The sequence below is a fragment of the Ralstonia pickettii genome, assembly GCF_001699815.1.
In the GTDB taxonomy this organism is placed as follows: Bacteria; Pseudomonadota; Gammaproteobacteria; order Burkholderiales; family Burkholderiaceae; genus Ralstonia; species Ralstonia thomasii.
The window spans coordinates 47,455-60,475 of record NZ_MCGB01000066.1 but is presented as its reverse complement, the minus strand read 5'-3'; the positions used below and the strand labels follow the sequence as shown (position 1 = coordinate 60,475).

Here is a 13,021-nt window from a genome sequence, read left to right as displayed (position 1 = left end):
GCTCGCACATCGCCGCTTCGCTGTTGGTTTGGAATGACTCCACCTGCACGCCAGGTTCGGCGCCCAACGCCTGCAATCTGATAGTTGCACGAAACAACCTTTACAAGGTCGGTATGCCTACGGGAAACCGCAACTGCGTGTGCCTAATTGAAAGGCGGTACGGCGTGCGACTGCATGAGGATGGCCAACAACGCGTTGCTGGCAGGCAAGCCGGTCGCGATCCTGGGCGCGGGCGGCGGCATGGGCACGTCGCGCGCGCAGTACCACCTGCGTCAGGTGTGCGTGTATCTGGACCTGCATCCGTTGAACAAGCCGGAAGTGTTTGCCAACGCGTTTGCCGGCGGCTTCACCGCCGATGGCGATCTGACGGACGAGCGCATCGCCGGCCTGATCACCGAGCAGATGCAGGCGCTGGCCAACTGGACGCTGAAGCACAAGGCTTGAATGAAGCCTTGCGGTAGATGAATTATTCGCCGGCGTGCAGCGTACGGTTGCGCCCGGCGAGTGAGCCGGCCACGAGCGAGGCCAGCGCAATCGCGCTGAACAGCCATCCCATCACGGCCCAGCTGCCCGTCAGATCGTGCAGCACACCCATGAGATACGGCCCCGCAGCGGCCATGGTGTAGCCAATGCCCTGCGTCATGGCCGACAGGCTTGCCGCCACGCGCGCATCGGCCGAGCGCAGCACGATGAGCGACAGCGCCACGCTGAAATTGCCGCCTTGGCCGAGTCCCAACAAGACCGCCCACCACCACAGCGTTGACAGCGGTGCGTACAGGCAGCCGATCAGGCCTGCCCAGCACATCAGCATCATCAGGACCACGGCGGGGCGTTGATCGCGCCCGAGCCGCGCTACAAACGGCCCGCCCAGCGCGGTGATGAGCTGCACGAGAATCGACACCGCCACCACCACGCCGGACTGCACGGCGGATAGCCCGCGGTCCTGCAAGATCACAGGCAGCCAGCCGAACACGCAATACGCCAGCGACGATTGCAGCCCCATATGGAGCGTCACCTGCCAGGCAATCGGCTTGTTCCACAGCGACACACGCTGCAGCCGCGTGGCCGCGCCCTTACCGTGCGCATGCCGCATATGCGGCCACCAGCCGACAAAGGCCAGCAGAGCGGGCAGGGCCCAGAATGCCAGCGCGGGTTGCCAGCCGCCCAGCCATGCTGAAAGCGGCGCGCTTGCGCCGGCCGCCACTGCCGCACCAAAGCACAGCGCCATGGTGTAGACGCCGGTCATCAGGTCTGCCTGCCGGCCGAAATCACGCTTGACGATGCCCGGCAACAGAATGCCCGTTACGCCAATGCAGGCGCCCGCCGCCAGCGTGCCGATGAAGAGCGGTGCAACGCCACCCGCACTGCGCAACGCAATGCCTGCCGCCAATGCAATCAGTAAGCCACCCACGGCGCGTTCTGCGCCAAACCGGCGAGCCAGCAACGCGGCAGCCGGCGCAAACAGGCCGAGGCACAGCACCGGCAGGGTCGTCAACAAGCCCGCCGTGGCGCCAGACAGCCCGGTGCCCGCTGTCACCTGTTTAAGCACGGGCGACAGGCTCGACAAGGCTGGTCGCAGATTCACACCCACCAGCACCAACCCCACCACGAGCAGGATCAGGGCGCCGGATGAACGGGGTGCAGCGGCGTCATGTGCAGCAGGAGATGGCGGCGAGTGCGGTGTGTGGGACATGGCAGAACAGGCGTGTGGGCAAGCTGCCGATTGTAGGGCGCGCGCCGAATTGGTGCATGCGCGTCGTCCAACCCCGAGGATGCCGACTCCGAAATTACGTAGGGTTGAGTCGCGCAGCCAGGTCGGCCAGCACATCTTCGGAGGGTGCGCCGCGCTCGGCGGCCAACGCCAGCGCACGCCGTGTGAGTGCGGTGTACAGCGCAGCGTGATCGGCGCCGAGCGCATCGAGCGCTTGCAGATGTTTGTCGATCACGCCGCCGTCTCCGCGTGAAACGGGGCCCGCCAGTGCGCCAGCCAGACCGCGTGCGCGCGCTGCGGCCAGCGTGCCATCCACGAGCGGCCACATGGCCGCGACAGCGGCGTCACGGTCGATGCCCGCGGCTTCCCACAAAGTGGCGGCTTCATGCAGTGCGCACAGCAGGAAGCTGGCCGCGTAGTTGGCGCCGGCGTGATACAGGGCGCGTTGCCCGGCACGCACCTTCAGCGGCGTGCAGCCGAGCCGCCATGCAAAGCTGGACAGCGCCGCATCGTGGGGGGCGTCGGCGTCAATGGCGATGGAGGCGCCGCCCAGACGCTCAGCGTCATCCGGCAAACCGGCAAACAGAAATAGCGGGTGGAAGCTGGCGGTCGCCGCGCCGGCTTGGCGGGCGGCATCGAGCAAGTCGCGTTCGCCGGCGCCGCTGCAGTGGAGTACGAGCTGGCCCGGTCGCCAGCGCACGTTGCCGACGACGCCCGGGATGGCGTCATCCGGCACGGTCACGAATACCCAATCGGCGGCGTCCGCCACGCCTTGTGCATCGACGGTCTTTGCTCCCGTGGCTTGTGCGAGCCACGCGGCGGGCGCGGCCGACCGGTTTGCAACCGCCACGGTGCGCACGCCTGCATCGTGTGCCCGCGTGGCCAATGCCCGCGCCAGCCGCCCCGTGCCAATCCAGCCCACGGAAACGGGCGCTTCGATTGCAAAAGACGTCATAGCAAACCTCGAATTTTTATCGTCAGCATCTTATAGCGAAGCATCGTCCGTAGACTGAGATGCGGCTATTACGCGCTCTGCCACTGCGGCCGGTAAACTGCACGGCTTTACCGGCAGCGTTGGGCCGGGTGTGAGCAAGCGGTTTTCCTCAGGCGGACATGTCAGTGCAAGCAGGTGGTATGCAAAGCAAAAGTAGGGCAACACTCATCGGACTCATCGCGGTGCTTCTGTGGAGTTCGATCGTCGGGTTGATCCGCGGTGTGAGCCAGCATCTGGGGGCTGTGGGCGGCGCCGCCATGATCTACACCGTCGCGTCGGTGCTGTTGGTATTCACGGTCGGTTTCAATCATCTGAGGACGTTTCCGCGGCGCTACCTGCTGTGGGGCAGCCTGCTGTTTGTGTCTTACGAGCTGTGCCTCTCGCTGTCGATCGGCTATGCCAGCAGCGCGCGGCAGGCGATTGAAGTCGGGATGGTCAATTACCTGTGGCCGACGTTCACGATGCTGTCCGCCATCGCCTTCAACAATCAGCGGGCGAATGCGCTGATCGTGCCGGGCGTGCTCGTGTCCATCCTCGGGATCTGCTTCGTGCTAGGCGGCGATCAGGGACTGGATATCGCCGGCATGGCCGGGAACGTCAAGGACAACCCGCTCAGTTACGGCTTGGCCTTTGCAGGCGCGGTGATCTGGGCGGCGTACTGTACGGTCACCAGCCGGATTGCCGACGGCAAGAACGGCGCAACGCTGTTTTTCATCCTGACCGCGCTGGCCCTGTGGATCAAGTTCTTCGCCACGGGCGGCGGTGCACTGCATTTCAACGTGTCAGCGGTGATCTACCTTGCGCTGGCCGCGTCCGCAATGGGGTTTGGCTACGCGGCGTGGAACGTCGGCATCCTGCACGGCAACGTCACCGTGCTGGCGGGCGCGTCGTATTTCATCCCCGTATTTTCTGCGGCCCTCGCAGCGGCGCTGTTGCATACACCGCTGTCGTTTGCGTTCTGGAAGGGCGCATCGATGGTGGTTGCCGGGTCGATCCTGTGCTGGCTTGCTACGCGCGGTTGCCGCGCAAGGGCGTTGTCTTCGTCCAAGTCCTCCGCCTGACGCAAGAAAGGCCACACGGGGGCCTTGAATGCCCCCGATATTCCGCAATTAACTGCCAAGCATTCAAGAAAACCGCAAATGGAGCCAGCACGGGAACGGGGCGTGCTAGATGCCGGGTAAGCCGCTGCGCCACGACGGAACGGCGGCATACCAACGCAGAAACAGGAGGCATCATGTTGAGCACCATTCTCATCATCGTTCTCATCTTGCTGCTGATCGGCGCGCTGCCGTCGTGGCCGTACAGCCGGGGGTGGGGCTACGGGCCGACGGGTGGGCTCGGACTGATCGTGGTGATCGTGGTCATTCTTGTGCTGCTGGGCTATATCTGACGCCCGGGCCGGCGCCGATGTGCGCAGGGTCCTGAGCATCGCCTGACCGGTTGTCGGGGGTTGGCTGAGCTCCGTGGCGGGGCGAGTGTCTTGCCGACGCTTGACTGGGCATAATCCCAGCTGCGTTCCCGAAGGACACCTCCCATGAAGACAGGTCGACACGCCGGCAGCCGCGCGCCCGGCGGTCGCGCCCGATTTACGCCGCTGGTGCTGGCCCTGCTGCTGGCCGGCTGCGCGGTCGGGCCCGATTACCACACGCCGCCACTGAGCGGCACCGAAGCCCCGCAAGGCTGGCACGCCACGCTGCCGCATCACGGCAGCCGCATGGCGCTGGCGCGCTGGTGGGAGCAGTTCCACGACCCAGTGCTGACCCAACTGGTGGAGCACGCGGATGCGACCAGCCCGACGATCGCGCAGGCCGTCGGCCGCGTGCGTGAGGCGCGTGCGAGCGTTTCCACCAGCCAGGCTGCACTGTTTCCGCAACTGAAAGGTTCCGGCTCCGCGACGCGGCAGGGCGGGTTTGGTGGTAGCCAGTTTGGCGGCGTGGGCGGACTTTCTGCTGGCGCGCTGAATCCGACGCTGGGGCTGGGAACGATTACCACTTTGGCGGCGCAGGTCGACGCCTCGTGGGAGATCGACCTCTTCGGCGGCAAACGCCGCAGCCTGGAAGGCGCCGATGCGCGGCTGACGGCCAGCGAAGCCGATTGGCACGACGCGCGCGTATCGCTCGCCGCCGAGGTCGCCAACACCTACTTGCAGCAACGCGAGTGCGAGGCGCTGGTGAATATCGGCGCGGCAACGCTGTCGTCCCGGCAAGAAACGCTGCAACTGACCGAGCGTAAATTCCACGCGGGCTTTGTCGCGCCGGCTGATTTTGCGCAAGCGCAAGCCACGGTGGGCGATGCCGTCAATGCGCTGGAAGGCCAGCGTGCGCAATGTGCGCAGGGCATCGACAAGCTCGTCACGCTCACCGGCATCGACCAGGATGCGCTGAACGGGCTGCTGTCCAAGGACAGCGCGCAGATTCCGGCGCCACCCGATGCCGGCGTGCCCGATGTGCCGGCGCAGGTGCTGTCGCAACGGCCGGATGTGTCGTCGGCCGAGCGCGCGGTGGCGGGTGCCAGCGCGGATATCGGTGTGGCGGTGGCAAGCCGCTTGCCATCGATCACGCTGGCGGGCTCCATCGGCATCAATTCGTACCGCCTTGGCGGCCAATCGTTGACGAGCAAATCCTGGTCGTTCGGGCCGTCGGTGTCGTTGCCGATCTTTGACGGCGGCACGGGCGCGGCGCGCGTGGAAACAGCGCGTGCGCGTTACGACCAAGCGCTGGCCAGCTATCGCGGCAAAGTGCGCCAGGCCGTGCAGGAAGTGGAAGACGCGCTGGTGCGGCTGGATGCTTCCGATCGTCGCGTCGATGCTGCCACGATGGCCGATGCGCAATATGCGAAGGTGCTGGAAGCGTCGAATGCGCGCTACCGCCTCGGTGCCGGCAGCCTGCTGCAGCTCGAGGATGTGCGGCGCACAGCGTTGCAGGCTTCGCAGTCCCTGGCGGCAGTCAAGCTCGAACGCGCGCAGGCCTGGGTTGCGCTCTACAAGGCCGTGGGCGGCGGCTGGCGCGACGATGCCCCCAACCCTGATCCCGATACCAAGATTACTGCGCCGACCGCACAGGGCGGGGCGCATACCGGAAACGCTTCATGACAGGACAACGCGTTTGGATGGCCGTGCTGGCGGTGTTGCTTGCCGGCGCGCTGGCGGCGTGCGGCAAATCTGCGCCCGAGAACAAGAAAAAGGAGCAGCTGCCAGCCAAGCCGGCGCTGGCCGTCAACGTCGCGCACCTGGCGCAGCATGTGTGGCCGCGCATCGCCACGGCCAGCGGTGCCGTGCAGCCGTGGCAGGAAGCCAGCATCGGCGCCGAGGTGAGCGGGCTGAAGCTGGCGGAAGTGCTCGTCAACGTGGGCGATGTGGTCAAGCAAGGCCAACTGCTTGCCCGTCTGTCGGATGAAACCGTGCGCGCCGATGTGGCTGCGCAACGCGCCAGCCAGGCCGAAGCCGAGGCATCGGCCGCGCAAGCCGCCGGCGAGGCGCACCGCGCGCACGAACTCGACAAGAGCGGTGCGATCAGCCAACAGGATCTGATCCAGTACGACACGCAGGCCAAGACAGCGGCTGCCAAGCTGGCCGCAGCACGCGCGCAGTTCGAGAGCCAGCAATTGCGCTTGCGCTACACGCGTGTGGTCGCACCCGACGACGGCGTCATCAGCGCCCGCACGGCCACCGTGGGCGCCGTGGTGTCCTCAGGCACCGAACTCTTCAAACTCATCCGGAAGAACCGCCTGGAATGGCGCGCCGAAATGCACGGCGACGTCCTGCCCCGCATTCAGCTCGGTCAGGCCGCACGCCTGCGCCGCATGGATGGCGGCGTGGTGAACGGCCGTGTGCGCCAGGTCGCTCCCACGGTCGACGCCAACACGCGCAATGGTCTCGTCTACGTTGATCTGCCGCCGGAAGCTGCAACGTCCGGCGTGAAGGCAGGCATGTATCTCTCGGGCGATGTGCTGCTGGGCGATGCGCCGGCCGCGACGTTGCCGGAGACCGCCGTGTTCTCGCGCGATGGTTACGACTACGTGATGGTGATTGGCGAGCAGGGCCGCGTGCGGCAGACCAAAGTGACGGTTGGCCGCCGCCGGGATGGGCAAGTCGAAATCGTGCAGGGCATTGGCGCGAAGGACGGCATTGTGGCTGCAGGCGCCGCCTTCCTGACCGATGGCGATGTGGTGCGTGTGGCGGCCCTCGGTGCAGCCTCCATGCCCGCTGCGTCGGCGCCCGCAGCCGGAGCCAAGCCATGAACTTCTCCTCCTGGGCGATCCGCAAGCCGATTCCGTCGATCCTGCTGTTCATCCTGATCACGGTGGCGGGGTTGGTGTCGTTCAAGATGCTGTCGATCCAGAATTTTCCGGACATCGACTTTCCGGCGGTTTCCGTGACGGCCAGCCTGCCGGGCGCCACGCCCACGCAGATGGAAACCGAAGTCACGCGCAAGATCGAAGACAGCATAGCGAGCATCGGCGCGATCAAGCACATCACGTCCACCATCAACGACGGCAGCTCGACGACGATGGTCGAGTTCCAGCTCGAGAAGGATGTGCAGGAAGCCGTGAACGACGTGCGCGATGCCGTCAGCCGCATCCGCGCGCAGCTGCCGTCCGACGTGCAGGAACCCGTCATCTCGCGTGTGACGTTCGCGAGCATGCCCGTGCTGACGTACGCCGTGGAAGCGTCCGACATGGATGCGGAGGATCTCTCCTGGTTCGTCGATAACACGGTCAACAAGCGGCTGCTGTCGGTGCATGGCGTGGCCAAGGTGACGCGCCAGGGCGGTGTGGACCGCGAAGTGCGCGTGCAGCTTGACCCCGTGCGCCTGCAGGCGTTGAACGTGTCGGCGGCGGACATCAGCGCGCAAGTGCGCGGCATGCAGCAGGAAGCGCCGGGTGGGCGCGGCAATATCGGCGGGCAGGAGCAGGCCGTGCGCACGCTCGGCACGGTGAAGAGCGCGCGCGAACTGGCGCAGATGGACATCCCGTTGTCCGATGGCCGGCGCATTCGCCTGTCGGATGTGGCCGACGTGCGCGATACCGCGGCTGAGCCACGCCAGATGGCGCTGTTCGACGGCAAGGCTGTCGTGAGCTTCCAGGTGTTCCGCTCGCGCGGCGCAAGCGAAATCTCGGTGGCCAAGGGCGTACGCGAAGCGCTGGCCGCGCTGCAGGCCGAGCGGCCCAACGTGCATGTGACCGAGGTCTACAACATGGTCAAGCCGGTGTCGGACGCGTACACCGCGTCGATGCACGCGCTGTACGAAGGCGCCATCCTCGCCGTGATCGTGGTGTGGCTGTTCCTGCGCGATTGGCGTGCCACGTTCGTGTCCGCCGTGGCATTGCCGCTGTCGATCATCCCGACGTTCGCGGCCATGCAGTTGCTCGACTTCACGCTCAACGGGATCACACTGCTGGCGCTCACGCTGGTGGTCGGGATTCTGGTCGACGACGCGATCGTGGAGGTCGAGAACATCGTGCGCCACCTGCGCAACGGCAAGAAGCCGCTGGAGGCGGCGATGGAAGCGGCGCAGGAAATTGGTCTGGCCGTGGTGGCGACATCGCTCACGCTGGTGGCGGTGTTTCTGCCGACGGCGTTCATGGGCGGTATCTCGGGCAAGTTCTTCAAACAGTTCGGATGGACAGCCTCGCTGGCGGTGCTGGCCTCGCTGCTGGTGGCGCGGCTGCTCACGCCAATGATGGCGGCATATATGCTGAAGCCGCAGGACGAGCCCAACCGTGACGGCTGGGTCATGACGCGCTATCTGCAGGCGGCACGCTGGTGTCTCGAGCATCCGTGGAAGACAGGCGGCATGGCCGCAGCGTTCTTCGTCGTGTCGGTTGGCATCATCGGGCTGATTCCTGCAACGTTCCTGCCACCCGAAGACTGGGCGCAGTTGCAGATGACGGTGGAAAGCCCGCCCGGCAGCACGATCGCGCAAACGCGTGACAACACCGAGCGCGTGCGCAAGATCGTGATGCAGCACAAGGAAGTCCGTCACGTCTATACGGCCATCGGCTCGGGCGTGATGGCCGGTGTGCCGGGCTCCAGCGGGGGAGAGGTGCGCACCGGCACGCTCACGATCTCGCTCACCGACCGGCATGACCGTCACATCAAGCAGCAGGGCGTTCAACGGCAGTTGCGCGAAATGCTGGAAGGCGTGCCGGGCGTGCGGATCTCGTTTGGCGCGGTGGGCTCCGGCGAGCAACTCCAGGTGGTGCTTGCCGGCGACGACCCCGCCACGCTTCAGCAGGCCGCGCGCGATGTGATGCGGGACCTGCGTACCGTGCCGGGGCTAGGTGCGGTCACGTCGTCAGCGAGTCTGCTGCGGCCCGAAATCGTCATCCGCCCGGACTTTGCGCGCGCGGCGCAGCAAGGCGTAACCGCTGCCGCCATCGGCCAGGCCGTGCGCGTGGCCACCGCCGGCGACTACGACGTCAACCTACCCAAGCTGAACCTGCCCGAGCGGCAGGTGTACATCCGCGTTGAACTCGATCCAAAGGCACGTAACCAGATCGACACGATCCGGCAGTTGCGCGTGCCGGGCCGCAACGGGGCGGTGCCGCTGGAAAACATCGCCGATATTTCCATCGGCAGCGGCCCCGCGCAGATCGACCGGTATGACCGCAGCCGCAACGTCACCATCAGCGTCGGGCTGGAGGGGCGCGCGCTGGGCGATACCAACATGGCCGTGGAGGCGCTGCCGTCCATCAAGAACCTGCCGCAAGGTGTTCGCCGCATTGCCTCGGGCGATGTGGAGGGCATGCAGGAGCTGTTCAGTAGCTTCTTCCTCGCCATGTTTGCTGGCGTGCTGTGCGTGTACGCAGTGCTCGTGCTGCTGTTCCACGACTTCACGCAGCCGGTGACGATTCTGGCGGCGCTGCCGCTGTCGGTGGGTGGCGCGTTCGGGCTCTTGGCGCTGTTCGGCTTCAGCTTGTCGCTGCCGGCGTTGATTGGCTTGCTGATGCTGATGGGCATCGTCACCAAGAACTCGATCCTGCTGGTCGAATACGCCATCGTTGCGCGACGCGATCTCGGCATGTCGCGCACCGAGGCCATCATCGATGCCTGCCACAAGCGCGCCCGCCCCATCGTCATGACCACGGTAGCCATGACTGCCGGCATGGTGCCGATGGCGCTCGGCCTGGAGGGCGATGCAGGTTTCCGCGCGCCGATGGCGGTGGCGGTGATCGGCGGTCTGCTGACTTCCACGCTGCTGAGCCTGCTCGTGGTGCCGGTGGTGTTCGAGAAGGTCGACGACTTCAAGGAGTGGGCGCTACGCAAGTTCCGCGGTGCGCGCCATCACGGGCATCGGGCAGAAGCCGCGTCGGAGCACGGCCTGCGCTAGGTGTAGCATCGGGCGGACCGTCAACGTACCGCGCTGTGGAGACCGCCCATGCCCGATGCCGTGCTGTTCCAGTCCGATGGCCCGGTCTGCACCATCCTGCTCAATCGGCCCGAGTGCCGCAATGCGGTGGACGGGCCGACCGCCGCGGCGCTGCTCAACGCGTTCGAGCGTTTCGAAGCCGATAGCGCGCTACGCGTTGCCGTGCTGGGCGGCACCGGCGGCCACTTCTGTGCCGGCGCCGATCTGACGGCCGTGGGCGATCCTTCCAGACGCAATCATCTCGATCCCGATGGCGGTATGCCTGGCCCGATGGGCCCATCCCGCATGGCGCTCTCCAAGCCGCTCATCGCTGCGGTCAGCGGCTATGCCGTGGCGGGCGGGCTGGAACTTGCGCTGTTGGCCGACCTGCGCGTGATGGAGCGCGATGCCGTGTTCGGCGTGTTCTGCCGCCGCTGGGGCGTGCCGCTTATCGACGGCGGTACGGTGCGCTTGCCGCGCATCATCGGCATGGGTCGCGCACTGGACATGATCCTGACCGGCCGTGCCGTGCCAGCTGACGAGGCGCTCGACATGGGGCTTGCCAATCGCGTGGTCGGCACCGGCGAAGCGCTGGCCGCGGCACAGAAGCTTGCCCGAGACATCGCCGCTTTTCCGCAGCAATGCATGCTGGCCGATCGGGCATCGGCGTATGCACAGTGGGATTTGCCATTGGCGGCAGCGCTGCAGCAGGAGGGCGCTCGAGGTACGCCGATCGTGTTTGCCGAGGGGGTGGAAGGCGCCGCGCGATTCGTGGGCGGCGCCGGGCGGCATGGCGAATAACCGAATTGCGCGCCGAGCGGGTTTTTGCCTCTAAAAAGTCAACCCGAAATCCGAGGGGGCTTTGAGTTGACCGATTGCTGCTTTCATCAATGGCATCAGCCGTTAAAATTCTCGCTTTCCTGAAAATAATGGACGCAATGACGTCCAGATAATGTAAGGGTGGTGTGGGAGTTTCGTCGCGACATACAGCGTTGCCAACGCTGTCGGCGCGTGCATCCGCGACGGTTTTGCCTCTCGCGCGGAGCGTTGCGGGCCGATCCAAAATTTCCTCTGTTTTCAATCAAGCGCGGGTCATCCCGTGCCGATAGTGCCCGGGCGCTTTGCGTGAGTGCTCGAAATAACATTTTAGAAAATCAGATTTAAGTATTTTTAAGGGAGAAGTCGAATGAAGCAAACCTCGAAATTGATGATTGCCGGCGCCGCCGCGGTGGCACTCGGCATGCTCGGCGGCTGCGCGACCGAATCGTCGCAGGCGCTGCCGGTTGCCAAGGTGGAAAGCGCAAGCCGTCCATACGCCGGCGTGCGGGCCCCGATTGCGGTGGGCAAATTCGATAACCGCTCGGCGTACATGCGCGGCGTGTTCTCGGATGGCGTGGACCGCTTGGGCGGCCAGGCCAAGACCATCCTGATCACGCATCTGCAGCAGACGAACCGTTTCTCGGTGCTCGACCGCGACAACATGGCCGAGATCAAGCAGGAAGCCGCCATCAAGAACACCGCACAGAAACTCAAGGGCGCTGACTACGTCATCACCGGCGACGTGACCGAGTTCGGCCGCAAGGAAACCGGCGATCAGCAACTGTTCGGCATCCTCGGCCGCGGCAAGGAGCAGGTGGCCTACGCCAAGGTCGCGCTGAACGTGGTGAACATCTCGACGTCGGAAGTCGTGTATTCGGTGGGCGGCGCGGGTGAGTACAAGCTGTCGAACCGTGAAGTGATCGGCTTTGGCGGAACAGCCAGCTACGACTCGACGCTCAACGGCAAGGTGCTGGACCTGGCCATGCGCGAAGCGGTGAACAACCTGGTCAACGGCATCGAAAGCGGTGCCTGGAAGCCGGGCGCGCAATAAGCGCAGACGCAGTCAAAACAAAAACACGAAATAAGGGGTAACAACAGTCATGAGCAAGGTGTTTGCGATGTGGCGCGTGGCGGCCGGTGTGGCCGTCGGGAGTGCAATGCTGGCCGGTTGCGCTGGTCCGAAGCCGCTGTACCAATGGGAAGGCTACCAACCGCAGGTGTATCAGTACTTCAAGGGTGAAGCGAAGGAAGCCCAGGTGGCTGAGCTGGAGCGCGGCCTGGAGAAGATCAAGGCGACGAATGGCGCCGTGCCGCCGGGCTATCACGCCCAACTGGGCATGCTGTATTCGGGCCTCGGCAAGGACGACCAGATGGTCCAGGAGTTCAATACCGAGAAGGCACTGTTTCCGGAGTCGGCAACGTACATCGATTTCTTGATGAAGAACGTGAAGAAGGGGACCAACTGATGGCCAAGCGCTTTCTGAAACTGTTTGCCGCGGCCGGCGTGGTGACCCAGATGGCGGGTTGTGCTGTGCCGACCAAGAACGTCGACTATGCAGCCTTCAAGGCCAGCAAGCCGCGTTCGATCGTGGTGCTGCCGCCGCTGAATGAATCGCCCGACGTGGGCGCCACCTACGGCATGCTGTCGCAAGTGACGGTGCCGCTGGCAGAGGCGGGTTATTACGTACTGCCTGTCGCGCTGGTGGATGAAACCTTCCGCCAGAACGGCCTGAACACCGCAGGCGACATCCACGGCGTGCCGGTGGCCAAACTGCATGACATCTTCGGTGCAGATGCGGCGCTGTACATCACGGTCACGCAGTACGGCAGCAAGTACATGGTGGTGAGCAGCTCCACCGTTGTGTCGGCCGATGCCAAGCTGGTCGACCTGAAGAGCGGGCAGACGCTCTGGACGGGCCGCGCCAGCGCGTCCAACAACGAAGGCGGAAACAACTCGGGCGGCGGCCTGATCGGCATGCTGGTGTCGGCGGCCGTCAACCAGATCATCGCCAACGTGACCGACCAGGGCTACAAGGTGGCCGGTACGACCAGCGCGCGCCTGCTGTCGGCCGGGCAACCGGGCGGGTTGCTGTATGGTCCGCGCTCGCCGAAGTACGGCACGGACTAAGCTGCCGTCTGCCGCAAGAA

General features: G+C 65.3%; 12 protein-coding genes and 1 pseudogene. 10 read left to right on the top strand and 3 right to left on the bottom strand.

The genetic code is table 11. The features are described 5' to 3' along the window. A pseudogene (locus BEK68_RS26180) lies at nt 1-79 on the bottom strand (type II 3-dehydroquinate dehydratase); the annotation flags it as partial. A gap of 95 nt (nt 80-174) precedes the next feature. On the opposite strand from BEK68_RS26180, the gene BEK68_RS13290 reads away from it, so the two are divergent. Next, nucleotides 175-444, top strand: coding sequence for an NADPH-dependent FMN reductase (locus BEK68_RS13290; RefSeq protein ID WP_249262922.1), 270 nt, complete (start codon nt 175-177; stop codon nt 442-444). A gap of 22 nt (nt 445-466) precedes the next feature. On the opposite strand, the gene BEK68_RS13285 is transcribed toward BEK68_RS13290, so the two are convergent. Both BEK68_RS13285 and BEK68_RS13280 read right to left on the bottom strand, forming a co-directional pair. Then, complete coding sequence (locus tag BEK68_RS13285; RefSeq protein WP_024541886.1) at nt 467-1,693, bottom strand: CynX/NimT family MFS transporter; 1,227 nt, start codon at nt 1,691-1,693, stop codon at nt 467-469. A gap of 94 nt (nt 1,694-1,787) precedes the next feature. Then, nucleotides 1,788-2,666, bottom strand: coding sequence for a Rossmann-like and DUF2520 domain-containing protein (locus BEK68_RS13280; protein ID WP_024541887.1), 879 nt, complete (start codon nt 2,664-2,666; stop codon nt 1,788-1,790). Between the two features lie 179 nt (nt 2,667-2,845). On the opposite strand from BEK68_RS13280, the gene yddG reads away from it, so the two are divergent. From yddG to BEK68_RS13235, 9 genes are all read left to right on the top strand, one after another. Then, a complete protein-coding gene (gene yddG / locus BEK68_RS13275) occupies nt 2,846-3,766 on the top strand; it encodes an aromatic amino acid DMT transporter YddG (RefSeq protein WP_024541888.1) in 921 nt (306 codons plus the stop codon). A gap of 173 nt (nt 3,767-3,939) precedes the next feature. Continuing rightward, a complete protein-coding gene (locus tag BEK68_RS13270; protein ID WP_004634893.1) occupies nt 3,940-4,095 on the top strand; it encodes a DUF3309 family protein in 156 nt (51 codons plus the stop codon). Nucleotides 4,096-4,239: 144 nt separating this feature from the next. Next, nucleotides 4,240-5,796 (top strand): efflux transporter outer membrane subunit, encoded by a 1,557-nt coding sequence (locus BEK68_RS13265; protein ID WP_024541889.1) that lies wholly within the window; start codon nt 4,240-4,242, stop codon nt 5,794-5,796. Further along, nucleotides 5,793-6,944: an efflux RND transporter periplasmic adaptor subunit gene (locus BEK68_RS13260; protein WP_024541890.1), complete on the top strand. Its 1,152-nt coding sequence runs from the start codon at nt 5,793-5,795 to the stop codon at nt 6,942-6,944. The genes BEK68_RS13265 and BEK68_RS13260 overlap by 4 nt, the downstream gene beginning before the upstream one ends. Then, nucleotides 6,941-10,036, top strand: coding sequence for an efflux RND transporter permease subunit (locus BEK68_RS13255; protein ID WP_065851745.1), 3,096 nt, complete (start codon nt 6,941-6,943; stop codon nt 10,034-10,036). Before BEK68_RS13260 ends, BEK68_RS13255 begins: the two co-directional genes overlap by 4 nt. Before the next feature lie 48 nt (nt 10,037-10,084). After that, nucleotides 10,085-10,855 carry a crotonase/enoyl-CoA hydratase family protein gene (locus tag BEK68_RS13250; RefSeq protein WP_024541892.1) on the top strand — a complete coding sequence of 257 codons (771 nt, stop codon included), beginning with the start codon at nt 10,085-10,087 and terminating at the stop codon, nt 10,853-10,855. A gap of 385 nt (nt 10,856-11,240) precedes the next feature. Next, on the top strand, nt 11,241-11,924 hold the full coding sequence (locus BEK68_RS13245) for a CsgG/HfaB family protein (protein ID WP_004634882.1): 684 nt from the start codon (nt 11,241-11,243) through the stop codon (nt 11,922-11,924). A gap of 49 nt (nt 11,925-11,973) precedes the next feature. Continuing rightward, a complete protein-coding gene (locus BEK68_RS13240) occupies nt 11,974-12,339 on the top strand; it encodes a DUF4810 domain-containing protein (protein ID WP_004634880.1) in 366 nt (121 codons plus the stop codon). After that, nucleotides 12,339-13,001: a DUF799 domain-containing protein gene (locus BEK68_RS13235; protein WP_024541893.1), complete on the top strand. Its 663-nt coding sequence runs from the start codon at nt 12,339-12,341 to the stop codon at nt 12,999-13,001. Before BEK68_RS13240 ends, BEK68_RS13235 begins: the two co-directional genes overlap by 1 nt. Nucleotides 13,002-13,021 lie beyond the last annotated feature (20 nt).

What these genes read in the sequence shown, in the direction of transcription:
- BEK68_RS13245 (WP_004634882.1), top strand. Translation starts at nt 11,241, where the DNA reads ATGAAGCAAACCTCGAAATTGATGATTGCCGGCGCCGCCGCGGTGGCA.
- BEK68_RS13255 (WP_065851745.1), top strand. Translation starts at nt 6,941, where the DNA reads ATGAACTTCTCCTCCTGGGCGATCCGCAAGCCGATTCCGTCGATCCTG.
- BEK68_RS13285 (WP_024541886.1), bottom strand. Translation starts at nt 1,693, where the DNA reads ATGTCCCACACACCGCACTCGCCGCCATCTCCTGCTGCACATGACGCC.
- BEK68_RS13290 (WP_249262922.1), top strand. Translation starts at nt 175, where the DNA reads ATGAGGATGGCCAACAACGCGTTGCTGGCAGGCAAGCCGGTCGCGATC.
- BEK68_RS13265 (WP_024541889.1), top strand. Translation starts at nt 4,240, where the DNA reads ATGAAGACAGGTCGACACGCCGGCAGCCGCGCGCCCGGCGGTCGCGCC.
- BEK68_RS13270 (WP_004634893.1), top strand. Translation starts at nt 3,940, where the DNA reads ATGTTGAGCACCATTCTCATCATCGTTCTCATCTTGCTGCTGATCGGC.
- yddG (WP_024541888.1), top strand. Translation starts at nt 2,846, where the DNA reads ATGCAAAGCAAAAGTAGGGCAACACTCATCGGACTCATCGCGGTGCTT.
- BEK68_RS13235 (WP_024541893.1), top strand. Translation starts at nt 12,339, where the DNA reads ATGGCCAAGCGCTTTCTGAAACTGTTTGCCGCGGCCGGCGTGGTGACC.
- BEK68_RS13260 (WP_024541890.1), top strand. Translation starts at nt 5,793, where the DNA reads ATGACAGGACAACGCGTTTGGATGGCCGTGCTGGCGGTGTTGCTTGCC.
- BEK68_RS13280 (WP_024541887.1), bottom strand. Translation starts at nt 2,666, where the DNA reads ATGACGTCTTTTGCAATCGAAGCGCCCGTTTCCGTGGGCTGGATTGGC.
- BEK68_RS13250 (WP_024541892.1), top strand. Translation starts at nt 10,085, where the DNA reads ATGCCCGATGCCGTGCTGTTCCAGTCCGATGGCCCGGTCTGCACCATC.
- BEK68_RS13240 (WP_004634880.1), top strand. Translation starts at nt 11,974, where the DNA reads ATGAGCAAGGTGTTTGCGATGTGGCGCGTGGCGGCCGGTGTGGCCGTC.